At 67.5% G+C, this 22,927-nt stretch carries 26 protein-coding genes and 1 riboswitch; of the genes, 12 read left to right on the forward strand and 14 right to left on the reverse strand.

From position 1 onward, the window contains the following. From ACFE7K_RS10810 to ACFE7K_RS10835, 6 genes are all read right to left on the reverse strand, one after another. A partial coding sequence (locus tag ACFE7K_RS10810; RefSeq protein WP_375398198.1) for a phosphomethylpyrimidine synthase ThiC occupies positions 1-689 on the reverse strand: 689 nt, incomplete at its 3' end. A gap of 64 nt (positions 690-753) precedes the next feature. Then, positions 754-861, reverse strand: a riboswitch (TPP riboswitch). Positions 862-944: 83 nt separating this feature from the next. Then, complete coding sequence (locus tag ACFE7K_RS10815; RefSeq protein ID WP_375398199.1) at positions 945-1,946, reverse strand: ferritin-like domain-containing protein; 1,002 nt, start codon at positions 1,944-1,946, stop codon at positions 945-947. A gap of 22 nt (positions 1,947-1,968) precedes the next feature. Further along, on the reverse strand, positions 1,969-2,946 hold the full coding sequence (locus ACFE7K_RS10820; protein WP_375398200.1) for a ferritin-like domain-containing protein: 978 nt from the start codon (positions 2,944-2,946) through the stop codon (positions 1,969-1,971). 217 nt (positions 2,947-3,163) lie between these two features. Then, positions 3,164-4,036 carry a MipA/OmpV family protein gene (locus ACFE7K_RS10825; protein ID WP_375398201.1) on the reverse strand — a complete coding sequence of 291 codons (873 nt, stop codon included), beginning with the start codon at positions 4,034-4,036 and terminating at the stop codon, positions 3,164-3,166. 54 nt (positions 4,037-4,090) lie between these two features. Then, positions 4,091-4,429 (reverse strand): DUF2141 domain-containing protein, encoded by a 339-nt coding sequence (locus tag ACFE7K_RS10830; RefSeq protein WP_375398202.1) that lies wholly within the window; start codon positions 4,427-4,429, stop codon positions 4,091-4,093. A gap of 16 nt (positions 4,430-4,445) precedes the next feature. After that, positions 4,446-5,240: a sterol desaturase family protein gene (locus ACFE7K_RS10835; RefSeq protein WP_375398203.1), complete on the reverse strand. Its 795-nt coding sequence runs from the start codon at positions 5,238-5,240 to the stop codon at positions 4,446-4,448. An 89-nt stretch (positions 5,241-5,329) separates the two neighbouring features. On the opposite strand from ACFE7K_RS10835, the gene ACFE7K_RS10840 reads away from it, so the two are divergent. Next, entirely contained in the window at positions 5,330-6,949 is a 1,620-nt protein-coding gene (locus ACFE7K_RS10840) for an alpha-D-glucose phosphate-specific phosphoglucomutase (RefSeq protein ID WP_375398204.1), read from the forward strand. Here ACFE7K_RS10840 and ACFE7K_RS10845 read toward each other — a convergent pair. Further along, complete coding sequence (locus ACFE7K_RS10845; RefSeq protein ID WP_375398205.1) at positions 6,946-7,521, reverse strand: DUF2585 domain-containing protein; 576 nt, start codon at positions 7,519-7,521, stop codon at positions 6,946-6,948. The genes ACFE7K_RS10840 and ACFE7K_RS10845 overlap by 4 nt on opposite strands. Positions 7,522-7,632: 111 nt before the next feature. Between ACFE7K_RS10845 and crtY the strand changes: the two genes are divergently transcribed. The 5 genes from crtY (at position 7,633) to ACFE7K_RS10870 (ending at position 12,212) form a co-directional block, all read left to right on the forward strand. After that, entirely contained in the window at positions 7,633-8,793 is a 1,161-nt protein-coding gene (crtY, locus tag ACFE7K_RS10850; RefSeq protein ID WP_375398206.1) for a lycopene beta-cyclase CrtY, read from the forward strand. After that, positions 8,790-10,265, forward strand: coding sequence for a phytoene desaturase (locus tag ACFE7K_RS10855; protein ID WP_375398207.1), 1,476 nt, complete (start codon positions 8,790-8,792; stop codon positions 10,263-10,265). Before crtY ends, ACFE7K_RS10855 begins: the two co-directional genes overlap by 4 nt. A gap of 109 nt (positions 10,266-10,374) precedes the next feature. Then, complete coding sequence (locus ACFE7K_RS10860; RefSeq protein ID WP_375398208.1) at positions 10,375-10,956, forward strand: TIGR00730 family Rossman fold protein; 582 nt, start codon at positions 10,375-10,377, stop codon at positions 10,954-10,956. Continuing rightward, entirely contained in the window at positions 10,953-11,909 is a 957-nt protein-coding gene (locus ACFE7K_RS10865; protein ID WP_375398209.1) for a phytoene/squalene synthase family protein, read from the forward strand. Before ACFE7K_RS10860 ends, ACFE7K_RS10865 begins: the two co-directional genes overlap by 4 nt. Positions 11,910-12,014: 105 nt before the next feature. Further along, the gene (locus tag ACFE7K_RS10870) at positions 12,015-12,212 is read left to right on the forward strand and encodes a hypothetical protein (RefSeq protein WP_375398210.1); all 198 of its coding nucleotides are present in this window, start codon (positions 12,015-12,017) and stop codon (positions 12,210-12,212) included. Here the strand turns inward: ACFE7K_RS10870 and ACFE7K_RS10875 are convergent. After that, positions 12,209-12,625: a hypothetical protein gene (locus ACFE7K_RS10875; protein ID WP_375398211.1), complete on the reverse strand. Its 417-nt coding sequence runs from the start codon at positions 12,623-12,625 to the stop codon at positions 12,209-12,211. The genes ACFE7K_RS10870 and ACFE7K_RS10875 overlap by 4 nt on opposite strands. A gap of 49 nt (positions 12,626-12,674) precedes the next feature. Next, entirely contained in the window at positions 12,675-12,902 is a 228-nt protein-coding gene (locus ACFE7K_RS10880) for a hypothetical protein (RefSeq protein ID WP_375398212.1), read from the reverse strand. A gap of 96 nt (positions 12,903-12,998) precedes the next feature. On the opposite strand from ACFE7K_RS10880, the gene ACFE7K_RS10885 reads away from it, so the two are divergent. Both ACFE7K_RS10885 and ACFE7K_RS10890 read left to right on the forward strand, forming a co-directional pair. Further along, positions 12,999-14,816 (forward strand): ABCB family ABC transporter ATP-binding protein/permease, encoded by a 1,818-nt coding sequence (locus ACFE7K_RS10885; protein WP_375398213.1) that lies wholly within the window; start codon positions 12,999-13,001, stop codon positions 14,814-14,816. 12 nt (positions 14,817-14,828) lie between these two features. After that, the gene (locus ACFE7K_RS10890; RefSeq protein ID WP_375398214.1) at positions 14,829-15,695 is read left to right on the forward strand and encodes a hypothetical protein; all 867 of its coding nucleotides are present in this window, start codon (positions 14,829-14,831) and stop codon (positions 15,693-15,695) included. Between the two features lie 49 nt (positions 15,696-15,744). Here ACFE7K_RS10890 and ACFE7K_RS10895 read toward each other — a convergent pair whose 3' ends face one another. Beyond that, positions 15,745-16,017: a GNAT family N-acetyltransferase gene (locus ACFE7K_RS10895; RefSeq protein WP_375398215.1), complete on the reverse strand. Its 273-nt coding sequence runs from the start codon at positions 16,015-16,017 to the stop codon at positions 15,745-15,747. Between the two features lie 234 nt (positions 16,018-16,251). Between ACFE7K_RS10895 and recQ the strand changes: the two genes are divergently transcribed. The 4 genes from recQ to ACFE7K_RS10915 are packed head-to-tail and all read left to right on the forward strand — an operon-like array spanning position 16,252 to position 19,106. Next, positions 16,252-18,021 (forward strand): DNA helicase RecQ, encoded by a 1,770-nt coding sequence (gene recQ, locus ACFE7K_RS10900; RefSeq protein WP_375398216.1) that lies wholly within the window; start codon positions 16,252-16,254, stop codon positions 18,019-18,021. Next, complete coding sequence (locus ACFE7K_RS10905; protein WP_375398217.1) at positions 18,018-18,263, forward strand: hypothetical protein; 246 nt, start codon at positions 18,018-18,020, stop codon at positions 18,261-18,263. The genes recQ and ACFE7K_RS10905 overlap by 4 nt, the downstream gene beginning before the upstream one ends. A 28-nt stretch (positions 18,264-18,291) precedes the next feature. After that, positions 18,292-18,720 (forward strand): TIGR01244 family sulfur transferase, encoded by a 429-nt coding sequence (locus ACFE7K_RS10910; RefSeq protein WP_375398218.1) that lies wholly within the window; start codon positions 18,292-18,294, stop codon positions 18,718-18,720. Next, complete coding sequence (locus ACFE7K_RS10915; RefSeq protein WP_375398219.1) at positions 18,720-19,106, forward strand: hypothetical protein; 387 nt, start codon at positions 18,720-18,722, stop codon at positions 19,104-19,106. The genes ACFE7K_RS10910 and ACFE7K_RS10915 overlap by 1 nt, the downstream gene beginning before the upstream one ends. A 39-nt stretch (positions 19,107-19,145) precedes the next feature. Here the strand turns inward: ACFE7K_RS10915 and ACFE7K_RS10920 are convergent, their stop codons facing one another. The 4 genes from ACFE7K_RS10920 to hisD all read right to left on the reverse strand — a co-directional run bounded on the left by ACFE7K_RS10920 (position 19,146) and on the right by hisD (position 22,902). Continuing rightward, complete coding sequence (locus tag ACFE7K_RS10920) at positions 19,146-20,087, reverse strand: hypothetical protein (protein WP_375398220.1); 942 nt, start codon at positions 20,085-20,087, stop codon at positions 19,146-19,148. A gap of 108 nt (positions 20,088-20,195) precedes the next feature. After that, positions 20,196-21,140 (reverse strand): thiamine-phosphate kinase, encoded by a 945-nt coding sequence (gene thiL, locus ACFE7K_RS10925; protein ID WP_375398266.1) that lies wholly within the window; start codon positions 21,138-21,140, stop codon positions 20,196-20,198. Further along, positions 21,137-21,595, reverse strand: a complete 459-nt coding sequence (gene nusB, locus ACFE7K_RS10930) for a transcription antitermination factor NusB (protein WP_375398221.1) — start codon at positions 21,593-21,595, stop codon at positions 21,137-21,139. Before nusB ends, thiL begins: the two co-directional genes overlap by 4 nt. Then, positions 21,592-22,902: a histidinol dehydrogenase gene (gene hisD / locus ACFE7K_RS10935; protein WP_375398222.1), complete on the reverse strand. Its 1,311-nt coding sequence runs from the start codon at positions 22,900-22,902 to the stop codon at positions 21,592-21,594. Before hisD ends, nusB begins: the two co-directional genes overlap by 4 nt. Positions 22,903-22,927 lie beyond the last annotated feature (25 nt).

The following is a 22,927-nucleotide window of genomic DNA, read 5'->3' on the forward strand; positions in this document are numbered from 1 at the left end:
TTGCCGATATTGGCGTTGATCTTGACCAGGAAGTTGCGGCCGATCGCCATCGGCTCGCTTTCGGGATGGTTGATGTTGCTGGGGATGATCGCGCGCCCCCTTGCCACTTCATCGCGGACGAACTCAGGCGTGACGTAATCGGGGATCGACGCGCCAAAATCCTGGCCGTCGCGGATCAGCTTTTCCCTGGCTGCCGCGCGGCCGAGGTTTTCGCGGACCGCGACATATTCCATCTCGGGCGTGATAATGCCCCGGCGGGCATAGTGCATCTGGCTGACATTCATGCCCGCCCGGGCACGAAGTGGGCGCTTCACGACATGGGGAAAACGCGGGACGCCGCCCGAACGATCCGGGCCTAGCTGGCCGTTATCCTCAGGACGGGTCTCGCGCGCGTCATAGGATTCGACGTCGCCGCGCGCCTCGATCCATGGCCGCCGCAGGGTCGTCAGGCCGGCTTGGATGTCGATGCTGGTTTCGGGATCGGTGTAAGGACCGGACGTGTCATAGACGCGCAAGGGCGGCTCGTTGGCGGACGGTTCCAGCATGATCTCGCGCATCGCGACCCGCAGGTTGCCGACATGGATCTTGCGGCTGCCGCGAATCGGGCCGGTGGTGACGCCGATTTCAGCGCGAGCCAGGCCCGGACGTCCATCGGAAGGCTGTTCGATCTTCGAATCGATGTCGGCCATTGTGCATTCTCCTTCATGGCAAAAGGAGAACGGCTTCGGCGTGCGCCAGTGCCCCGGACTGGTTTTACGCGCCTGTGCCCCTCCCTCCGCCGGTCTCAACCGGATCAGGTTCGGCGGGTCGCAACGTCAGTTGCCTCTCAACCGCTGGCACGCGGTTCCCCGGGGATTTCGAATGGGTACGCGTTTCAGAAGGCAAAGAAAAGGGCCACGCGGTAAATCGTCCGCGCGGCCCCAAACTATTGCAACGCGTAGCGCTTACGGCTGCGCGGTGCTGGTCCTAATGTTGCCGTTCAGGCCCGCCGGGAAGAACCCGCCCCCCGCCAGCGCGGCCTTCGACAGATACACGATGTTGAGCACCTGGCCGGTCGTCCGGCTATAGGCGAGGCCATTGGCATCGGTCGGCACGATGTTGGAGGTGGTGGCGGTGCCCGTAACACCCTGATCGTCGTCGCTTGCGCCATCCAGGCTGTCGCGGGCGTTCGAGATCGCGTCGGTCGAGGTGCGCAGGCTCGGCGTCGCCAGGCCCTTGGCATAGAGCACCGTCCGGACCAGGCCGGCATGATAGGCCTCAACCGCCAGAATGCCCGCCGCCGCTTCAAGATACGTCTTGTTGCTGATCAGCGTTGCGGCACCCTTATAGGCGGTGACACCGACATCCTCGAAGATGAACGCGCCGAGCAGGAAGTTCTCGTCGCTAGCATAGGGATCGAACGTGCCGGCTGCGGGAACCAGGCCCGCCGCGCGAGCCGCCGCGGTGAATGCGCCGGTCGCACCGCCGTCGATGTTGACGGAGGGCATCGAGACCGCGGCGCTACCCAGCGCCGAGCGCAGGAAGGTCACATGCGCCGCTTCGTCGGCCGCAATCTCGCGGGCATATTGCGCGACGACCGGGTCGGTGAAGGTGACCTGGCGACCGCCGGTCACCGTCCCTTGCGTGCCGGTGCCGTTCAACGCGGCGGCCGGCAGGCCCTGGCCATAGACGGCATAGGTGTAGAATTGCGCCTCGAGATATTCCAGGTTCAGCGCGAAGTTCAGGACGTCGATATCCTGTGCCGCGGCGCTGGCGGTCGCCGTCGGCGTCGGTAGCGGGGTCACGGTGACCGCTGCCCCCGGATTTTCGGTCCCGCACGCCGCCAGCAGCGACAGGCCACCGGCTGCGGCGGCGCCGCCGCCGGCGAACTTGAGGAATTGGCGCCGCTGGGCGCGACGATGCTCACCGGCTTCAAGCACCGAGAGCATGGTATCGTTATCGATCATTGTTGGTCTCCCGTGTGTCGGTTCACGCCTGAGCGGTGCTGGTCTTGATGTTGCCGTTGACGCCGGCGGGGAAGAACCCGCCCAGACTCACGGCCGTCTTGGTCAGGTAGACGATGTTGAGCACCGCGCCCGTGGTACGGCTATAGGCGATACCGTTGCCGTCGGTCGGAACGATGTTCGACGCGAGCGCGCCGTTGATCATCGTCGCCGCCACGCCCTGATCATCGTCGGGGGCGCCGTCCAGGCTGTCACGGGCATTCGAGATCGCTTCGCTGCCCGTGCGTAGTGACGGGGTCGCCAACCCCTTGGAATAGAGCGCAGTGCGCACCAGGCCGGCATGATACGCCTCGACGGCCAGCAGCCCGGCGGCCGCATCGAGATAGGTCGGGCTGGTGATCAGCGGCGCGGCGCCCTTATAGGCGGTCACGCCGACATCCTCGAAGATGAATGCCGCGAGCAGGAAATTCTCGTCGCTGGCATAGGGATCGAAGAACGTAGTCTGGGGCGTGCCGGCCGGCGCGCTGGTAATCAGGCCGGCGGCACGCGCCGCGGTAGAGAAGGCCCCAGTCGGCGATATACCGATGTCGATCGTCGGCTGGGCAACGGCCGCCGCGCCCAGCGCGCTGCGCAAAAAGGCAACGTGCGCGCCCTCGTCCGCAGCGATCTCGTTGGCATAAGCCGAAACGACGGGATCGGTGAACACGATCTTGCGGCCGCCCGTCGCCAGGCCTTGCGTTCCGGTCCCGGTCTGCTGTCCGGCCGGAAGACCGACCCCGTTCACCGCCTGCAAATAGAATTGTGACTCGAGATATTCGAGGTTCAGCGCGAAATTGAGGATGTCGGCATCGGTAACCGTCTGCGCCTCGGCGGGGCGGCTCATCGCGATCATGCCGGCACCTATGGCGGCGGCGCCCAAGGCGGCCTTGAAGAATTCACGCCGCTCGGCGCGCCGCTTGACGCGTCCGTCCAGCGCGTCGATCAACTGCAGGTCATCGGCCATCTCGTGGTCCTCTCTTCATTTACGGGAGTCAAAAGCGATCGCATAATTAGAATATGCAGCCCCGTTGGTGACGACACGGCGCCGCGATGCACCGGGTTAAGACGATCATTCCGCAAGGAAAGACCAACTGCAAGGGAAGATACGCACCGGCGCCGGATTAGGTGCATGGACGCTGCAAAATTACCGTCACGTCAGGTCGATAGCCTGACCGAAGGGATCAGAAAGTATAGGCAAGCCCGATCACCCCTGTCCATTGGTCGCGGCGGCCGGCTATCCTGACCACCGGGGATTGCGCAAAATCGTTGAGCAATCGCTTGTAATTGACGCCGCCGACAATCTTGAAGCCATGGAGAAGGTCGCCGGTGATCGACTGCGTGCCGATCAGCCCGACGCTCCAGTCCTTCCACCCGCCGCGGGTCGAATATACCGGCAGGCCGCTGGCGAGGCTCTGGGCGGCGTTGACGTCGAAATAGCTGCGCGCGTAACCGCGTTCGGCGCGTTCGGCCGAGGCGAACAGGCCGACCCCCGTCTTGGTGCCGAGCGGCGTGAAATAGTTGATGGTCGGCGACAGGATGCCCGCGCGTTGCGCGCCGCTTACCCCCTTGCGGTAACTCAGCGAGATCGACAATCGGTCATAGTCGCTGGTGATGACGCCGGTCTTGCCGATGCCGACATAGCCGCCGACCTCGATCGCGGTGTCGCGCTTGCCCAGCGCGCGGATGCGGACGTCATCGATCGACTTAATGTTCGACCGGTTGAAATCGACCACCACCACCGGCCCGGCCTGAAAGTCGAGTGTTGGGCCGGACTGGTTGGGGATCAGGTCGGCGCTGAAGCGGTTACCGGCCAGCGTAAAGTTGAACCCCTTGACGGAGCCGATCGCCCCTGGCGCGGGCACGAAGTGATCGTCGTTCGAACCTTCATAATCGGGCAGATAGACAGCGCCTCCCCCGATCGTAAGGCTGTCGCCGCCGATCTGTGCGGTCGCGGCGCCGGCATCGGGGGGCAGGGTGGCGGCACTCTGTGCCGCTGCCGGCCAGGCGGTGACAAGCGAGAACGAGACGGCGGCGAGACGAAGCGTGGAATGCACAGGCTACTCCGGAATGTTATCCTCGCGAAACGCTGCCCCGGCAGATTGGCTCCGTCAGAAGATGTAATGCATCATGACCTGTTGCTTTTCGGCCGCACCGTTAAGCGTGAATGCCGCCGCGGCGAAACGTGGGGGGCCAAACACGATTCGCGGATTGCGCGAAAAGCCAAAGCCTTCGCGCGGGATGCCGGCCAGCGTATCGAGCCGGGCATTGCCGTTCTCGTCGTGGATCACCGCAATCGCGTAATCGCCCTGCCCCAGGTCATCAAAGCGCGTAACCGGCGAACTGGCCGGCAACGATCGCGTGATCGCATCGCGATCGTCGACGCATTTTGGGAAATTCGTGGGATCGGCGGTCAGGCAGACGCGGATCATGCCCTTCGCCGAACGCAAGCCGCCGACATCGAGCTCAATCGACCCGGTCGGGGTCGCGGCCGGCAGCAGGAGCCCGATCAGCAGCGCGGCGCCCGCGCGGCGCCGGCGCGCCGAACCCGCCGATCCCCCGATCGGTGCCGCACAGGCGATCCCAGAAGCGGAAATAAAGCCCATAATTGCACCTGTATTCGGCATGATGGCGCTGGTGGTGGCTGGCCGTGATCAGCCAGCTCCCCAGGGCGCCGTGCCACATGAACCGCGGAAAAACCTCCCACCCCATATGGTTGGTAACACCCATAAGCGTCATGATACCCAGCACCAAGCCCAGGGCGGCGACGTGGATCGGAATGATGAACACCAGTAACGGAATTATCACAGCCCCGGTCAGCGCCTCGATCGGATGGAATGCCATCGCCGCCCAGGCGGTGGGGGGGCGGCTGGCATGATGGACGGCATGGGCGAGGCGGAACGGTCCCGGCCGGTGCATCCAGCGATGCGTCCAGAAGAACCAGGTGTCGTGCGCGACCAGGTAGAGCAGCACCGATAGCGGCAGATACCATAGCGGAAAGGCGTCGACGTCGCCGTAGATCCGTGTCCAGCCGCGCGCCTGCCACCCCCAGGCGACGACGCCCGCCGGCACGCCGTAGAGCACTGCCGAAGCCAGGCTCCACGCGATCTCGCGCCGGATCTGGTCGTCGAGCCCGGCATAGAGCCCCGGCCGCGTCACCCGCGTCGCCAGCGCGAACGCGCCGGAGGCGAGAAGATAGCGGACGCCGACGATCATCGTCATCGCGAGCGCGGAAAGCAGGAGAGCGATCGTGGCGGCCATGCCCTCGGCCTTAGTCCCGGCCCCGCTTCCACGTAAGAGGATTAAATCCTATGGGGCGCCGACCGGCGACCATGGCCAATGGAGCAATGATGATTACGCGTCATTCGAGCACTGCCTATCCGGACCAGAAGCCCGGCACATCGGGCCTGCGCAAGAAGGTCCGAACCTTTCAACAGCCGAACTATGCCGAGAATTTCATCCAGGCGGTGTTCGACGTCGTCGCCGACACGCACGGCGCGACGTTGGTGGTGGGTGGCGACGGGCGCTATTTCAACCGGGAGGTAGTCCAGGTCGCGATCCGCATCGCCGCGGCCAACGGCTTTGCCAGGGCGATCGTCGGCCGCGGCGGCCTGTTGTCGACGCCCGCGGCGAGCCACGTCATCCGCGCGCGCGCCGCGATCGGCGGGCTGGTCCTGTCGGCCAGCCACAATCCCGGCGGACCCGAGGAGGATTTCGGGATCAAGTACAACGTCGCCAATGGCGGCCCGGCGCCGGAAAGCGTGACCGAGGCGATCTTCGCGCGCACGACCACGATCGACCGCTGGCTGGCGGTAGACGCCGCCGATATCGATCTCGACCGCGAGGGCGAGACGCCGGTCGGCGGGATGACGGTGGAGGTGATCGATCCGGTCGCCGGTTATGCCGACCTGATGGAGACGTTGTTCGATTTCCCGGCGATCCGCGCCGCCGGCCTGACGATGGCGTTCGATGCGATGAGCGCGATCACCGGACCCTATGCGACCGAGATCCTGGAGCGGCGGCTCGGCTTTGCCCCCGGCACGGTGCGCAACGGCACGCCGCTGCCCGATTTCGGCGGGCATCATCCCGATCCCAATCTGGTCCATGCCCGCGCGCTGTACGACACGATGATGGGCGCCGACGCGCCCGATTTCGGCGCGGCGTCGGACGGCGACGGCGACCGCAACCTGATTGTCGGACGCGGGCGGTTCGTCACGCCGTCGGACAGCCTGGCGATGCTGGCCGCCAATGCCCATCTCGCGCCCGGCTATCGCGATGGGTTGAAGGGCATTGCGCGGTCGATGCCGACCAGTGCGGCGGCCGATCGGGTCGCCCGGTCGTTGGGCATCCCCGCCTACGAGACCCCCACCGGCTGGAAGTTCTTCGGCAATCTGCTCGACGCCGGGATGGCGACGATCTGCGGCGAGGAGAGCGCCGGCACCGGCTCCGACCATGTCCGCGAGAAGGACGGGCTGTGGGCGGTGCTGTTGTGGCTCAACATCCTTGCCGTCCGGGGCGAGAGCATCGATGCGATCGCGCGTGACCACTGGGCGCGGTACGGCCGCAATTACTATGCGCGCCATGATTATGAGGGGGTGGACAGCGCGCGCGCCGACGCGCTGATGGCCGAATTGCGCGACGGGCTCGGCGGGCTGGTCGGGCGGCGCCATGGCGAGCTGGTGGTCGAGGCGGCGGACGACTTCGCCTATCACGATCCGACCGACGCCTCGGTCAGCCGGGGGCAAGGCGTACGAGTGATGTTCGCAGGCGGCAGCCGCGCCGTCTTTCGCCTGTCGGGCACCGGGACCAGCGGCGCGACGTTGCGCGTCTATCTCGAACGTTTCGTGCCCGCCGACGGCGCGATCGACGAGGAGACCGGGACGATGCTCGCCCCGATCGTCGCGGCCGCAGAGGACGTTGCCGGTATCACACGGCACACCGGTCGCGCCGCGCCCGACGTGGTGACCTAAACCCCCGCCTGCCAGATACGGACGGCATCGATCGGATAGGTCAGCATCAGGACGTTGAGCGTCAGATTGTCTCGGATCACCGCCAGGGCGAGCAATTCGAAGAAGATCGCCGTCCCTATCGTGCCCCATACCGGCAGGCGCCGCGCGACCATGAACCCGATCGTCATCATGCCGATGTCGCACATCGAATTGAGGATCGAATCGCCCGAATAACCGTAGGATGCGGTCACCGCGCGATAGCGGTCGATGATGATTGGCGAGTTTTCGAGCAGCTCCCACCCGCCCTCGACCAGTACCGCCAGCGGCAACGCCCAGCCCCGCATCCGGCCGGGCAGCACCAGCCACCACAAGCCATAGAGCAGGAAGCCATGGATGATGTGGCTCGGCGAATACCAGTCGGCGACCTGCTGGCTGTTCTCCGCGCCGTGCACCGCGCCGGCCCATAGCTTGACCGAGCCACACGGGCAGAACAACGGCCGGTGCCAGGACAGTTCGATCGCAAAGAACGTGACGAGCAAGGCGAGCGCGGCGAGCAGCGCGCGGCGGTCGACGGGGAGCGGGCGGCGGAGCATCGGCGGAAGCTAGCCGGACGGATGCGAAACGGCAAAGCCGCTTTGCGCGATGATGCGGCGACGCAGCGGAAACCGTTTCGCGCCGGAGTGGCTTTGCGCTAGGTGCCGCGAATGCCGACGATTACTTCCTGCGACCTGGCCATCGTCGGTGGCGGGCTGGCGGGCGGGCTGATCGCGCTGGCGCTGCGCCGGAAGCGACCCGATGCCGACATCAGGCTGATCGAGGCGGCGCCGGTGATCGGGGGCGCGCATATCTGGTCGTTCTTTTCGAGCGACGTTGCCGCTGCCCACCGCTGGCTGGTCGCGCCGTTGGTCTCTTATGGCTGGCGGGATTATGACGTCGCCTTTCCGGGCCATGCCCGCACGCTGAAGACCGCTTATTATTCCATCGAGTCCGAGCGGTTCGACGCCGTCATCCGCGCAGCACTGGCGCCGGGTCAACTGATCGCGGGCAAGGCGCGTGACGTCGGCGCCGGCGCGGTGATCCTGGCCGATGGCGACCGGATCGAGGCGGCCGGAGTGATCGACGCCCGCGGTCCCGGCGACCTGTCGATGCTCGACCTGGGCTGGCAGAAGTTCGTCGGCCGCGAACTGGAGTTGGCCGCGCCGCATGGCCAGGAGCGCCCGATCGTGATGGACGCGACGGTGCCGCAGATCGACGGCTATCGCTTCGTCTATACCCTGCCCTTTTCGGCGACGCGGATGTTCGTCGAGGATACTTATTACAGCGACACGCCCAACCTGGACCCCGCCACCCTGATAGCGCGGATCGATGCCTATGCCGCGGCCCGCGACTGGCGGGTGGATCGCGTCGCGCGCGAGGAACGCGGCGCGTTGCCAGTGGCGATGGGCGGCGATTTCGAGGCGTTCTGGCGCGTGGGCGGGGTGAAGCTGGCCAAGGCGGGCCTGCGCGCGGGGCTGTTCCACCCGACCACCGGCTATTCGTTGCCCGACGCGGTGCGGCTGGCCGGCGCGATCGCGGCATCGGGCGACCTGTCGTCGCCCGCGCTCCACGATCTGACGTACCGCATGGCCGGCGGCGCCTGGCGCGCGCGGGGCTTCTATCGGATGCTCGACGCGATGCTGTTCCGGGCCGCCGAACCGATGGAGCGTTATCGCATCCTCGAACGCTTTTACCGGCTCGACCCCGGGCTTATAGGACGATTTTATGCCGGACGCTCGCGAATGACCGACAAGGCGCGGATTCTGGCCGGGCGCCCGCCGGTGCCGATCGGGCGCGCGGTCGCCGCGATCCGGGGGACCGCATCATGAAGCGCGCGGCAGTGATCGGCGCCGGTTTCGGCGGCCTGGCGCTGGCGATCAGGCTGCAATCTGCGGGCGTCGCGACGACCATCATCGAGGGCCGCGACAAGCCCGGCGGGCGCGCTTATTTCTGGGAGAAGGACGGCTTCGTCTTCGATGCCGGGCCGACCGTCATCACCGATCCCGCTTGCCTGAAGGAACTGTGGGCGCTGTCGGGGCAGGACATCGCTACCGACATCGAGCTGATGCCGGTCATGCCCTTTTACCGGCTGAACTGGCGCGACGGCACCAATTTCGATTACTCGAACGACGACGTGCAATTGCGCGCCGAGATCGCGCGGCTCGATACCGACGACATTGCCGGCTATGCCAGGTTCCTCGAATATTCGGCCGGGGTGTTCCACGAAGGCTATGAAAAGCTCGGCCACGTGGCGTTCCTCGACTTCGCGTCGATGATCAAGGCGGCGCCCAGCCTGATGAAATACCAGGCGTGGCGGTCGGTCTATTCGGTCGTGTCGGGGTTCGTGAAGAACGAAAAGCTGCGCCAGGCGCTCAGCTTCCACACGCTGCTCGTCGGCGGCAATCCGATGACGACGAGTTCGATCTACGCGCTGATCCACAAGCTGGAACGCGACGGCGGGGTGTGGTTCGCCAGGGGCGGGACCAACAAGCTGATCGCCGCGATGGTCGCGTTGTTCGAACGGCTGGGTGGGACGCTCAGGCTGGGCGATCCGGTGGCGCGGATCGAGACGCTGGGTGATCGCGTGACCGGCGTGACGACCGCCGCGGGTTGGACCACCGAGGCCGATGCCGTCGCGACCAACGCCGACGTGATGCACACCTATCGCGACCTGCTGGGCGGATCGCGCAGCGCGCAGCGCGCCGCCGGGCGTCTGGCGCGCAAGCGCTGGTCCCCGTCGCTGTTCGTCGTCCATTTCGGGATCAAGGGGACATGGCCGGGCATCCCCCACCACATGATCCTGTTCGGCCCGCGCTATCAGGGGCTGCTCGCCGACATCTACGACCATGGCGTGCTGGCGGAGGATTTCTCGCTCTATCTCCATCATCCGACCGTCACCGATCCGTCGATGGCGCCGGAGGAGCATTCGACATTCTACGCGCTGGCCCCGGTGCCGCACCAGGGCAAGTTCCCGATGAACTGGGACGAGATCACGCCGATCCTAGAAAAACGCATCCTCGACGAGATCGGCCATCGCCTGATCCCCGACATCCACGATCGGATCGTCACCAAGTTCAGCTATGCGCCGAGCGACTTCGCGCGCGACCTCAACGCCCATGTCGGCAGCGCCTTCAGCCTTGAGCCGATCCTCACCCAGAGCGCGTATTTCCGCGTCCACAATCGCGACCCGCAGATCGACAACCTCTATTTCGTCGGCGCCGGGACGCATCCGGGCGCGGGGATTCCGGGCGTGGTCGGAAGCGCCAAGGCCACCGCGGCGCTGATGCTGGAGATGAAGTGATGGGCGGCGCCGTCGTCCCGGGGGGGGCCGGGATCGTTGCCTTACGCAGGGCGATGATCGGGGCAGGGGGCAACACTGCGGCCCTGGCCGCCGCCGGGGTGACGGCGCCGTGAAACGCATGGCCGTCTATTGCGGCTCGGCGACGCCGAGCGATCCGGTCTATATCGACGGCGCGCGCGAGGTCGGGCGTGGCCTCGCCGCGCGCGATATCGGCATCGTCTATGGTGGCGGGCGGCTGGGGCTGATGGGAGCGGTGGCCGATGCGGCATTGGCGGCCGGGGGCGAGGTGATCGGCGTCATCCCCCGGGCGCTGGTCGCCGCCGAGGTCGCGCACCAGGGGCTGACCGAACTCCACGTCGTCGAGACGATGCACCAGCGCAAGCAGGCGTTCACCGATCTATCCGATGGTTTCGTCACCTTGCCCGGCGGGACCGGCACGATGGACGAATTGTGGGAAGCGCTGAGCTGGGCGCAGATCGGCTATCACGCCAAGCCCGTCGGCCTGCTCAACGTCGCCGGCTATTACGACCATCTGGTCGCGTTCAACACCAAGATGGGCGAAGTGGGCTTCGTCCGCGCGCAACATCGCCGGCTGCTTATCGTCGATACGACGCTTGACGGCCTGCTCGACCAGATGGCGGCGTTCACGCCCGCCACGACCATCGTCCAGATCGGCGCGAAGGACCTTTGACGACGGCTGCCGACCTGCCGTCCCGCGCGGCGATCGTCGCGACGGCGGGGGAGTCGATCGCGCGCGGCTCCAAGAGCTTTGCCGCCGCCAGCCGCCTGTTCGACCGGCGGACCCGGGAACGCGCCTGGCTGCTCTACGCCTGGTGCCGGCGCTGCGACGATCTGGCGGACGGGCAGGACCATGGCCATGCGCTGAGCGCGGTGTCCGACCCGGCGGCGCGGCTGGCGGCGATCGCGACGTTGACCGATGCGGCGCTGGCCGGGCGGGTCGTCGGTGACCCGGCATTCGACGCGCTGCGCATCGTCGCTGTCGAGACCGGGATGCCGGCGCGGTTCGCGCGCGACCTGGTCGAGGGATTTCGGCTCGATCTCGAGGACTGGCGGCCGCGCTCCGCGGATGATCTCCATCGTTACTGCTACCATGTCGCCGGCGCCGTCGGGTGCATGATGGCGGTGGCGATGGGGGTGTCGCCGGACGACGAGGACACGCTGGATCGCGCCTGCGACCTGGGGATGGCGTTCCAGCTGGCCAATATCGCGCGCGATATCGGGGAGGATGATCGCGGCGGTCGCTGCTACCTGCCCGAGGATTGGCTGGTCGAGATGGACATCCCGCCCGGCCAGCACATGAAGCCGCCATTCCGCGCGCGACTGGCGGTGCTGGCGCGGCGGCTGACCGACCAGGCCGCGCGGTTCGAGGCGAGCGCGCGGGTCGGCACGCGCGCGCTGGGTGGCCGATCGGCCTGGGCGGTGCTGGCGGCGGCGGGCATCTATGGCGCGATCGGGCGACAGGTCGCGGCGCGCGGCGAACATGCCTGGGACCAGCGCGCGTCGACCTCCGGGGCTATGAAGGTCGCGTTGATCGTGCGGGCGGCGGCGGCGGCGGCACGGCGGCACGGCCTTTATCTAAAAGCGCCCCGCCACCCCGCCCTGTGGCCACGCCCGCGCGATTGAGCGGCAAGGACGAACGGGAGGGGGGCACCTGCGGAAAACAGATCTAACCGGTCACTAACCACCGATCGCCACCAGTTGGTGAGGCTGGGCGGGCATCGACAAAGAATGACCATGCTTTCCGTCAGATTGGATCGCGCGCTGGCCGGCGGGCGGGCCGCCGCTCCGGCACGCGACCGCGCGGCCGTGCTGGCCGTGTTGCTGCGCAAGCGCGCCGCCGCGCACAATGCCGGCGCCGTCGACCTGGAACGGATGTTGCGCGACCAAATCCGTTGGTCGCTGCCGATCCATCCCCCTGCGCTCTAGCCGATTAGCGGATCGCCCGGTCGGGCGCGGCGGTGCCGGCGTTCGGCCAGCCAGCATCCGGCGAGCGGGGCGACGACCGTCATCACCTGCATCCACCAGGGGTGTGGCAATTGGATCAGGTTCCAGACGCCGCCGGTAATGACGATCGCCGCGACGATCCAGCCCACCGGCCGCCATTGCGCAAGCCGCAAGGCGATCGACGCCCCGACATAGGTGCCGGCAACCCAGCCGAACACGACGATCAGCTTGGCGCTCAACGGCACCCCCGCCATCGCTTGGGCCAGCGCGGCCCGATCGGCGCTGTCAACGGGGAGGTCGGCGGGAAAGGCGAGATAGCCGAGCCATTCGACCAGGGAGACCGCCAGTATCGCGACAATCACCGCGACCACGATCGCCGCAACCCTGCGCATCATGCATCCCCCGTCCAGGCGTGAGACTATACCCCGACGCGGGATTGACGACTTAGCCGCGCGGTGATTGTTCGCTTGCCGCCAGCGCCTGGCCGACCTGGCGACAGGCGGCGGTCACCACCGGGAAATCGACGTCGGTGTTGCGTACCAGGGCAGCCGGCATCGCCGCCCGGCATTGCGCCGCATTGGCATAGCGGGCCAGTTCGATCCGCTCTTGGGCGCACGAGGATGCGCCGTCGCCGCAGCCCATGATCGCAATGACGTAAAATACCGGGCCCATCGAACACCTCGCTGATGCCGAATAAATCGTCGAGCGCCGGCGCTTGTTCCATCAAGCGCTTTCGCCGTCGTGCGGCACGCCCTACATCAGCCGGTAATGCGTCCCTACACCGAGCTTCCTCCATCGCGCGACCGGCCGCTGATCCCTACGCTAAGGCGCTTCCTGCCTTATCTGTGGCCGACGCATGCGCCCGTGCTGCGGCTCAGGATCGTCGGCGCGATGGGGTTTGTTGTGCTGTCTAAGCTCATTCAGGTATATGGCGCGGCGTATACGCTGAAATATGCGATCGATCGCATGTCGCGCGGCGATCGCGGGGCGGCGTGGGTGGTTATCGCGCTGGTCGCGGGCTATGCCGGGGCCAGGCTGTCGACCACCCTGTTCGACAATTTGCGCAACGTCGTGTTCGAGCGCGTCGGCCAGGACGCGACGCGGCGGCTGGCGGCGGCGGTGTTCCGCCATCTCCACCAATTGTCGCTGCGATTCCACCTCGAGCGGCGGACCGGGGCGGTCACCAAGGTAATCGAGCGAGGCACCAAGAGCATCGACACGATGCTGTATTTCCTGCTGTTCAATATTGCGCCGACCGTGTTCGAGCTGGCGCTGGTGCTCGGCATCTTCTGGGTCAGCTTCGGATTTCCGCTGGTCGCGGCGACCATGGTCATGGTGGCGGTCTATATCGCCTTCACCCGCGCCGTGACCGACTGGCGCAATGCGCTGCGCACGCGGATGAACGACCTCGACACCGGCGCCGTCGCCCATGCCGTCGACTCGTTGCTGAACTTTGAGACCGTCAAGTATTTCGGCGCGGAGGACCGCGAATCCCGGCGCTATGACGATGCCATCACGGCCTATGCCAATGCCGCGGTCAAGAGCGAGAACAGCGTCGCCTGGCTGAACATCGGCCAGTCGCTGGTCACCAACCTGATGCTGGGCGGCGGCATGGCCTATATCGTCTGGGGGTGGAGCCGAGGCAGCTTCTCGCCCGGCGACGTGGTGTTCGTCTCGACGCTGCTCACCCAGCTGTTCCGGCCGCTCGACATGCTCGGCATGGTCTATCGCACGATCCGCCAGGGGGTGGTCGACATGTCGGCGATGTTCGAACTGCTCGACACCAATGCCGAGGTGCGCGACGCCCCCGGGGCGCCGGCGCTACAGGTCACGGCGGGGCATGTCCGGTTCGACGACGTGCGGTTCGGTTACGAGCGCGGCATGCCGATCCTGAAGGGCATCGACCTGGATATCCCCGCCGGGCGGACGCTCGCGGTGGTCGGGACGTCGGGGGCGGGCAAGTCGACGCTCGCGCGGCTGATGTACCGGTTCTACGACCTCGACAGCGGACGGATCACGATCGACGGGCAGGACATCGCAGCCGTGACGCAGGCGTCGCTGCGCGCCGCGATCGGCATCGTGCCGCAGGACACCGTGCTGTTCAACGACACGATCGGCTACAACATTTCCTATGGCCGCGCCGAGGCGACCGATGCCGAAATCGTCCAGGCGGCCCAAGGCGCGGCGATCGCCGGCTTCATCGAACGCCAGCCGGACAGATACGAGACGCGCGTCGGCGAACGCGGGCTGAAGCTGTCGGGCGGCGAGAAGCAGCGCGTGGCGATCGCGCGGACCCTGCTGAAGAACCCGCCGGTGCTGATCCTCGACGAGGCGACCAGCGCGCTTGACAGCCGGACCGAGGCAGACATCCTGGCGACGCTCCAGGCGATCGAGCGCGGCCGCACGACGATCGTCATCGCCCACCGCCTGTCGACCGTTATCCATGCCGACGAGATCGTCGTGCTGGAGGCGGGCAAGGTGGTCGAACGGGGGAACCATGCGACGCTATTGCGCAAAGGCGGACTTTATGCCGAGATGTGGCAGCGCCAGGCGCAGGAACGCGAGGAAGCGCTGGCGGCGGAATAAGGGGGAGAGACAATGCGTCGACTGATCGCGATGCTTGCATTGTCGCTGATCGCCGCCGGACCGGCGGCCAAGCCGATCGCGCCGGGAACGCTGGTCGCGTGGACCCAGGACGACGGGGTACGGTCCTGGACTTCCGGCGGGGTCACCGCGACGCTGAGCGCGCGCGGCAGCGGTGACGAGGGCACACCCGCGCTGACCGTATCGGCACCGGGGATGAAGCCGTTGGTCATTGCCGACGGGGAAGGCATGGCGCGCTATGCCAGCCAGGTCGGGATCGGGCCGCTGACGAGCGGCGGGAAGCCGGGGGTGTTGCTGGAGACCTATAGCGGCGGCGCGCATTGCTGCGTCGACGTCGTCGCTGTCGTGGCGCAGGACGGCGTCTGGCGAAAGGTCGACCTGGGCAGTTGGGACGGCGATGCGGTCGATTGGCCAAAGGACATTTCGGGCGACGGCGTCGCCGACTTCGTGTTCGTCGACAATGCCTTCCTGTACGCCTTTGCCAGCTATGCCGACAGCATGGCGCCGCCGCTGGTGATGAACATTCGCGGGCTGAAGCCGGTCGATGTCTCGACCGACCCGGCATTCCGCAAGCTTTACGAGGCGGATCTGGCAAGCACGCGCAAGGTGTGCCTCGATCGCAGCAACGACTACAATAATGGTGCCTGCGCCGCCTATGCCGCCGACGCGGCGCGGCTGGGCAAGCTGTCCGGCGCGTGGCCGGAAATCCTGCGGTCGTACAACCGCGCCGGCACCGGATGGCCCGACGGGTGCCGGGTGGCGGCGGGCAATGCCGGCTGTCCCAAGCCCGCCGTGATCCATTACCGCACCTATCCCGAGGCGCTGACCGCGTTCCTGAAGGCGAATGGATATAGTCGGTAGAGGTGCCGCCCGTTCCGAGCGCACAGCTGATCCGGGATCGGCCGTGAGATCAGGCGAGCAGGTCGCGATAGGCGGGATGACGCTCGATATAGGCGGCGACGAAGCTGCATTGCGCGACGACCTTCAGCCCGCGGTCGCGCGCGCTGTCCAGCGCGGCCTTGATCAGCTTGCTGGCGACGCCGTGGCCCTCCAATTGCTCCGGGACCAGCGTATGGGTGAAGACGATCGTGTCATCCTCCATCTGATAGGCGGCGATGGCGCGCCGGCCATCGACTTCCAGCACGAATTCATGCTCGGCGCGATTGTCGCGAACCTGGTCCATCGATCGTCTCCGCTGGTCGCGGCGGGCAATCGGCGATAGCAGGGCAGGATGCAAGCCAGTCGCAGGAAAATCCTGGCCGCGATCGCCGTCGTCACTGCCGCGCCGATGCCGGTCGGGGCAGGTGCGGTTCGGCTTTACCGAACCACACGCCAGCAAGGGTCAGTCGGCCGACAATGCACACATTTCCGCCGCAAGCCCTTCCCTGGAGGCGGCGTCACGGCGATATAGCCGGTGATGTCGCCCGATCCGCTGCCCGTCCTGCAATCCACCTTCGGCTTTCCCGGTTTTCGCGGGGTGCAGGCCGATGTCGTCGGGCGCGTGCTGGCGGGGGAGAATACGCTGGCGGTTATGCCGACGGGGGCGGGCAAGTCGCTATGCTATCAGCTGCCGGCGGTGATGCTGGCGGGGACGTGCGTCGTCGTCTCGCCGCTGATCGCGCTGATGCATGACCAGTTGCGCGCGGCGACCGCGGTCGGCATTCGCGCCGCGACGCTGACCAGCGTCGACGACAATCGGGCCGAGACGATGGCACGGTTCCGCAATGGCCAGCTCGATCTGCTCTATGTCGCGCCGGAGCGCGCCTCGAACAGCGGTTTTCGCGAACTGCTGGCAAGTGCGCCGCTGGCGCTGTTCGCGATCGACGAGGCGCATTGCGTCAGCGAATGGGGGCATGACTTCCGCCCCGATTACCGCCTGCTCCGGCCGCTGCTCGATGCGTTCGGGCAGGTGCCGCGGCTGGCGCTGACCGCGACGGCCGACGCGCATACCCGCGCCGACATCCTCGACCAGCTCGGCATCCCGCGCGCGGGGCTGATCGTCGCCGAATTCGACCGGCCCAATATCCAATACCGGATATCCCCGCGCGACAACACCGCGCGCCAGATCGCCGATCTGGTCGCCGAACAGCCCGGCCCCGGCATCGTCTATGCCCAGACCCGCGCGGCGACCGAGAAACTGGCCGAGGCGCTGGCCAGGACCGGGCGGCCGACCCGCGCCTATCATGCCGGGCTGGAACCGCACATCCGGTCCAGGAACCAGGCCGATTTCGTCGCGTCCGAAGACATGGTGATCTGCGCCACGGTCGCGTTCGGGATGGGGATCGACAAGCCCGATGTCCGCTTCGTCGCGCATGCCGGATTGCCCAAGTCGATCGAGGCCTATTACCAGGAGACCGGCCGCGCGGGACGAGACGGCGACCCGGCGGTCGCGCATCTGTTCTGGGGCGCCGAGGACTTCGCCCGCGCACGCCAGCGGATCGGCGAGGTCGAGCCGCATCGCCAGGCGGGCGAGCGAGCGCGGCTCGATGCGCTGGGCACGCTGGTCGAGACCCCGGGGTGCCGCCGCAAGCTGCTGCTCGCGCATTTCGGTGACGATGCGCCGGACGATTGCGGCAATTGCGACAATTGCCTCACTCCGCCCGCAGCAATGGTAGTCACGGAGGTGGCGAGGAAGTTCCTCTCCGCCGTCTTTCGCACGGGGCAGAGCTTTGGCGTCGGCTATGTCGAGGCGATCCTGACCGGCAAGTCGAGCGAGCGCAGCCTGATGAACGGGCATGAGGCGCTGTCGGTTTTCGGTATTGTCGATACACCGGACGAGGCGGCGATGATCCGCCCGGTGGCGCGGGCGCTGGCGTTGCGCGACGCGGTGCGCGCCAATGATTTCGGCGGGCTGGAGTTCGGCCCCGCCGCGCGCGCGATCCTGAAGGGGGAGGCCGAGGTATCGCTGATCCTGCCGCCCAAACGCGAGCGGCGCCGGCGCGGGGCGGCGGGCACGGCCGATACCGCAGGCGATCCGCTGTTCGAGGCATTGCGCGCGCGCCGTCGCGACCTAGCGCAGGAGGCCAAGGTGCCCCCCTATGTCATCTTCCACGATTCGGTGCTGCGCGAAATGGCCGCCGCCCGGCCCGACAGCCTGCCGGCGCTGAGGCGTATTTCGGGCGTGGGCGAACGCAAGCTGGCGGCCTATGGCGATGCGTTCCTGCAAGTGATCCGGGAGGCGGCATGATTCTGCGCGCGCTCGCGCTCGCGCTGGCGCTGGCGATACCGGCGACGCCGCCGCTGCCGCGCGACGTCCGCCTGTTCATCGATCGGCGTGCGGGATGCGATCATTGGCGCGGCGAATATGCCGAGGATCCGGTGCGCCGCCGCCAGATCGAGCGCGGAATCCGCAAAGCTGCGCGGGGATCGATCGCGAGCTTGACCGGTTGCGTCGATCCTATCGCCGCAACCCGCGCGCGCTGGCGGTGATCAGGGAGTATGGGAAAGTGGAGCTGTGATGATACGCAGGATAGACGACAAGGTCAGCGTCGCGCCGCAGATCGAGCCCGCCGACGTGGCGGGGATCAAGGCGGCGGGATTCGTCGCCATCGTCAACAACCGGCCCGACGACGAGCAGGACGGCCAGCCGGCGGGGGACGCGATCCGCGATGCGGCGCTGGCGGCGGGCCTGACCTATGCAGCGATCCCGGTGACGCATGCCGGGTTCAGCTTTCCGCAGGTGCAGGCGATGGCCGACGTGCTGGCGGGTGCCGATGGCCCCGTGCTGGCCTTTTGCCGATCCGGCACCCGATCCTGCAGCCTGTGGGCGCTGGCGCGCGCGAGCCAGGGCGCGAAGGCCGACGTGCTGATCGCGGCGGGCGCCGGGGCGGGCTATGATCTCGGCGGCTTGCGGCCGTTGCTCGACCAGGTCGGGAGCGCCGGGTGATGTGGACCGAGATCGGCGTCTCGGTGATGGCGCTGGCGGTGCTGGTCGGGCTGGCGCGGTTCCTGCGGATGGGCGAGGGGCGGATTGCGGACGAGGGATTGGCGCGGCACGTCGCCGAGCAGCATCTGGCGGGCTTCGTCGCGGGACGCGCCCTGGTCAGCGGCGACGGCAATGCCGCGCTGGTCGCGGGCAACGGCGCGATCGCGGTGCTGCAGCGCCATGGCGCACGGATCGCCGCGCGGCGGCTGATCGCCCCGCTCGACGTTCGCGCCGCGGCCGAGGGATCGGTGATCGAGACCGGCGAGCGCATGTTCGGCGCCGTCACCCTGTTCGGGGTGACCAAGGAAGAGGTCCACAGTCTGAAAGTACCGCTGACCCTGGTCTGACGGCCGCTTCTTCACAGCATTTCAGGGACGCACCGGGTCCTACACCTTGGCGGCGAGCGGATTCCTAACGACGCCTATTCCGGCGAGGATCAGCCCGATGCCGATCAGGGCGATCAGATACGTGCCGAACCCGACCGAGACCACCGCGTCCATCTGCGCCGAGATGGCGGCGCCGATACTGTCCTTGTCCGAATGTCCGATCAGCGCGTCGCGATAGAGATAGATGATCGCGGCGGTGACGATCGCGATGCCGCCGGTGGCGATCGACGGGATCTTGAGCGGCTTGGCAACCCACGCCAGGTACAGCAGCACGCAGGCCCCGATCGGGACGAGAAACCGCACGATCATCAGCGACGCCAGCAGATTGCGCCACCGGGCGTCGGCAATCTGCTGGCCGAGCTTCTCCCGTTCCACGCCCAGTTCCTTGAACCGGCTGGCGAAGCTCTGGTCGCCGAACATCGTCGCTGCGGGCGCCGCGGCGATCTCCGCCGCGCTGGGCATGGGCAGGCCGCGCCTGGTCAGATCCGCCTTGAGCTCGGCATCCTCCTGGGTGATCTTGGCCAGCCGCTCGGTGGCGTAGGAGCCGTCGTCGGACAGCATCGGATTGGCGTTCAAAAGCTTGACGATGCCGCCCATGCCCCACAACGAGACGCTCTGGATCGGACTGCTCAGCGCCGGCAGCAGGGTCGCGATCAGCAGCAGGATCGCGAGCGGGACGGCGAGCGTCGTCATGACCAGTCCGCGCGCCTTCTGGATCGCCGGCGAGGCGGTAACATCGGCGGCGTTGAACGCCATCCCGCCGGTCACCGGATAGACTTCGGTCGCGACGCCTTCCCTGGCGTCGAAATCGACCGTCATGCCGGGGGCTATGGGCTTGTCGCTGCGCCATTGCGTCGCGGCAAAGCTGAAACGCTCGCCGTTTTCACCGGTGATGACGCCGGTGCCGGCCGCGGCGGTGAATCCCAGGATCTTTCCCTTCATCGCGTGCTTCCCCCTGTCTGCAACATCAATGCCGTCGGTGGCGCTGTCGGGCGCTGATTTCATGGTCATCGCCGTCGCGCCGGACCTAATCCCAGGCCAGCAATTTGATTACTGACTTAGATCATGCCCGCCTGCCGACGTCAATTGCGTCCGTACCGATCTATGCTCGAACCCGAGCATAAGCGGCAGCGGCAAGGCTTCCGGGCCGTCTTGTAGCGCGAGGCCGGATCCCGCCGCCAATTTGCCGACCCGGGTTGCCGCGACCGGCGGCGTCCAGCCGGCAGACGCGGCAAACAGCAGTTCGTAATCGTCCCCGGCGGTCGCCGCCGCCAGTCTTGCCGTGCGATCCTTTCCGGCAAAGGCGATCAGGTCCGCCGACAGCGGGAGCGCCGCCAGGTCGATCGCCACCGCCAGCCCGCTGGCGGTGGCGAGCTGGCCCGCGTCGATCAACAGCCCGTCGGACACGTCCATCATCGCATGGACGTGGGGCGCCAGCGCGCGCCCCTCCGTCAGTCGCGGCGTCGGCCGGCGATAGGCGGCGAGCAGCGCCGGCGGCCCCGGCCTGCCGCACGCAATCTCCAGCCCCGCGCCGGCGTCGCCGATGGTGCCCGTCACCCACAAGGCGTCGCCGGCTTGCGCGCCGCCCCGCGAGGGTCCTGCGGCATCCGTGCCGAAGGCGGTCGCGGTCAGCACGCGCGGCGCTCCTGCCGGCAGCGACACCGTATCGCCGCCCAGCAGCGGGCAGGCGAACGCGCGAAGCACCTCGTCGAGCCCGGCCAGGAACGCGCGGTCCCAGGAATCGTCCGTCAGCGGATAGTTGAGCAACACGCCGGCGACCAACGCCCCCTTGGCGGCGAGATCGGACAGGTTGGTCGCGACCAGTTTCCACGCGACGTCGCTTGGCGGGTCCTCCGCCAGGAAATGCACGCCCTCGACGATGGTATCGCTGGTAATCGTCAGCCCCGCCAGCCGGGCGGTATCGTCGAGCAACCCGCACGCGCCGGCGTGCAGCGGCAGGCGGCGCAATGCGGCGATGAATTCGGCCTCGGTCAGCGGCGCGCGTCCCTGGCCACCGCGTCGAGCAGGCCGTTGACGAAGCCGCTCTCGCGGCGGTCGTAGAACGCCTTGGCGACGTCGACATATTCGGTGATGACGGTCGCCACCGGCACGTCGGCGCGCGCGATCAGTTCATAGGTGCCGGCGCGCAACAATGCCTTCATCGGCTTGTCGAGCCGCTCCAGCGTCCAGCCGCTGGCCAGCTTTTCAGCGATCGCCGCGTCGATTTCGACGGCATGGACAAGCGCGCCCTGCACCACATCGTCGAAGAAATCGACATCGGCATCGGCATATTCGGCGTCCTCGATCGTCGCGCCCAACCGGTGCTGGTGGAATTCGTGCAACAGCGGGGCGACCGCAATCCCCTGCATGTCATGCTGGTACAGAGCCTGCACCGCGGCGAGCCGGGCGGCGGCACGGGCCCTGGATCGGGCGGCGGTACGGCTGCTCATAGGTCGAGCTCGGCTTGCGCGCCGGCGAGCCGCAGCGCGACCGACCGCGCATGCGCCGGTAGCCCCTCCGCCTCCGCCAGCGCCACCGCCGCCGGGCCGATCGCAGCGAGCGCGCCGGGGTCGAGCGACAGGAAGCTGGTGCGTTTCATGAAATCGAGCACCGACAACCCGCTCGAAAAACGCGCGCGTCGCCCGGTCGGCAGGACGTGGTTGGGGCCAGCGACATAATCGCCCACCGCTTCCGGGGTATGACGGCCGAGGAACACCGATCCGGCATGCCTGACCCGCGCGAACAAGGCGTCGGGATCGTCGACCGCCAGCGCGAGATGCTCGGGCGCCAGCCGGTTCACCAGCGGGATCGCCTCGGCCAGGTCGGCGGTGACGATGATCGCGCCGTTCGCGTCCCATGCCGCGCGGGCGACGGCGGCCGTCGCCAGGTCGCCGATCGCAAGGTCGACTGCATCGGCCACCGCGCGCGCGAAATCGGCATCGTCGGTGAACAGGATCGACTGGCTGGTCGGGTCGTGCTCGGACTGGCCGAGCAGGTCGGCGGCGATCCATGTCGGGTCGTTGGCGCCGTCCGCCACCACGACGATCTCGCTCGGGCCCGCGACCATGTCAATGCCGACCACGCCGAACAGCTGGCGCTTGGCCTCCGCGACCCAGGCATTGCCGGGGCCGCAGACCATGTCGACCGCGGCGATCCGGCCGGTGCCGAAGGCGAGCGCGGCGATCGCCTGTGCTCCCCCGATCCGCCACATCTCGTCGACCCCGGCGATATGCGCCGCCGCCAGCACCAGGGGATTGACCGCGCCGTCGGGGGTCGGCGTCACCATCACCAGCCGCTCGACGCCGGCGACCCTGGCTGGGATGGCGTTCATCAGCACCGAGCTGGGATAGGCGGCGCGCCCGCCGGGAACGTAGATGCCCGCCGCATCGACCGCGCGCCACCGCGCGCCAAGCCGCGCGCCGACGGCGTCGACATGATCGCTGTCGGCGGGCTTCTGCCCGACATGATAAGCGGCGATACGTTTGGCGGCGAGTTCGAGCGCGGCGCGCAGTTCGGGCGCGAGCGCGTCGTGCGCGGCGAGCCATTCGGCTCGTTCGATCCGCCACCCGGTCTCGTCCAGGTCGTGGCGGTCGAACTTGCGGGTAAAGGCATGGACCGCGGCATCGCCCTCGTCGCGCACGCTGCCGACGATCACGCGCACGTCGCGCGCGACATCGCTATCGGCTTCACGGCGGGCGTTGACCAGAGCGGTGAACTGGCGCTCGAACCCTGGATCCGAGGTGGAGAGACGGATCACCCGATTCACCCCGCCCTTGAAGAGG

Origin of the sequence: uncultured Sphingomonas sp., assembly GCF_964244265.1 — a bacterium.
Classification (GTDB): Bacteria; Pseudomonadota; Alphaproteobacteria; order Sphingomonadales; family Sphingomonadaceae; genus Sphingomonas.

Bases quoted from the DNA above. Each gene is read 5' to 3' on its own strand.
- ACFE7K_RS10915 (WP_375398219.1), top strand. From the start codon at position 18,720: ATGTGGACCGAGATCGGCGTCTCGGTGATGGCGCTGGCGGTGCTGGTC.
- ACFE7K_RS10870 (WP_375398210.1), top strand. From the start codon at position 12,015: ATGACCATGCTTTCCGTCAGATTGGATCGCGCGCTGGCCGGCGGGCGG.
- ACFE7K_RS10840 (WP_375398204.1), top strand. From the start codon at position 5,330: ATGATTACGCGTCATTCGAGCACTGCCTATCCGGACCAGAAGCCCGGC.
- ACFE7K_RS10855 (WP_375398207.1), top strand. From the start codon at position 8,790: ATGAAGCGCGCGGCAGTGATCGGCGCCGGTTTCGGCGGCCTGGCGCTG.
- ACFE7K_RS10835 (WP_375398203.1), bottom strand. From the start codon at position 5,240: ATGGCCGCCACGATCGCTCTCCTGCTTTCCGCGCTCGCGATGACGATG.
- recQ (WP_375398216.1), top strand. From the start codon at position 16,252: ATGTCGCCCGATCCGCTGCCCGTCCTGCAATCCACCTTCGGCTTTCCC.
- ACFE7K_RS10910 (WP_375398218.1), top strand. From the start codon at position 18,292: ATGATACGCAGGATAGACGACAAGGTCAGCGTCGCGCCGCAGATCGAG.
- ACFE7K_RS10920 (WP_375398220.1), bottom strand. From the start codon at position 20,087: ATGAAGGGAAAGATCCTGGGATTCACCGCCGCGGCCGGCACCGGCGTC.
- ACFE7K_RS10885 (WP_375398213.1), top strand. From the start codon at position 12,999: ATGCGTCCCTACACCGAGCTTCCTCCATCGCGCGACCGGCCGCTGATC.
- ACFE7K_RS10845 (WP_375398205.1), bottom strand. From the start codon at position 7,521: ATGCTCCGCCGCCCGCTCCCCGTCGACCGCCGCGCGCTGCTCGCCGCG.
- ACFE7K_RS10815 (WP_375398199.1), bottom strand. From the start codon at position 1,946: ATGATCGATAACGATACCATGCTCTCGGTGCTTGAAGCCGGTGAGCAT.
- ACFE7K_RS10875 (WP_375398211.1), bottom strand. From the start codon at position 12,625: ATGATGCGCAGGGTTGCGGCGATCGTGGTCGCGGTGATTGTCGCGATA.
- ACFE7K_RS10890 (WP_375398214.1), top strand. From the start codon at position 14,829: ATGCGTCGACTGATCGCGATGCTTGCATTGTCGCTGATCGCCGCCGGA.
- ACFE7K_RS10905 (WP_375398217.1), top strand. From the start codon at position 18,018: ATGATTCTGCGCGCGCTCGCGCTCGCGCTGGCGCTGGCGATACCGGCG.
- ACFE7K_RS10895 (WP_375398215.1), bottom strand. From the start codon at position 16,017: ATGGACCAGGTTCGCGACAATCGCGCCGAGCATGAATTCGTGCTGGAA.
- nusB (WP_375398221.1), bottom strand. From the start codon at position 21,595: ATGAGCAGCCGTACCGCCGCCCGATCCAGGGCCCGTGCCGCCGCCCGG.
- crtY (WP_375398206.1), top strand. From the start codon at position 7,633: ATGCCGACGATTACTTCCTGCGACCTGGCCATCGTCGGTGGCGGGCTG.
- ACFE7K_RS10880 (WP_375398212.1), bottom strand. From the start codon at position 12,902: ATGGGCCCGGTATTTTACGTCATTGCGATCATGGGCTGCGGCGACGGC.
- ACFE7K_RS10820 (WP_375398200.1), bottom strand. From the start codon at position 2,946: ATGGCCGATGACCTGCAGTTGATCGACGCGCTGGACGGACGCGTCAAG.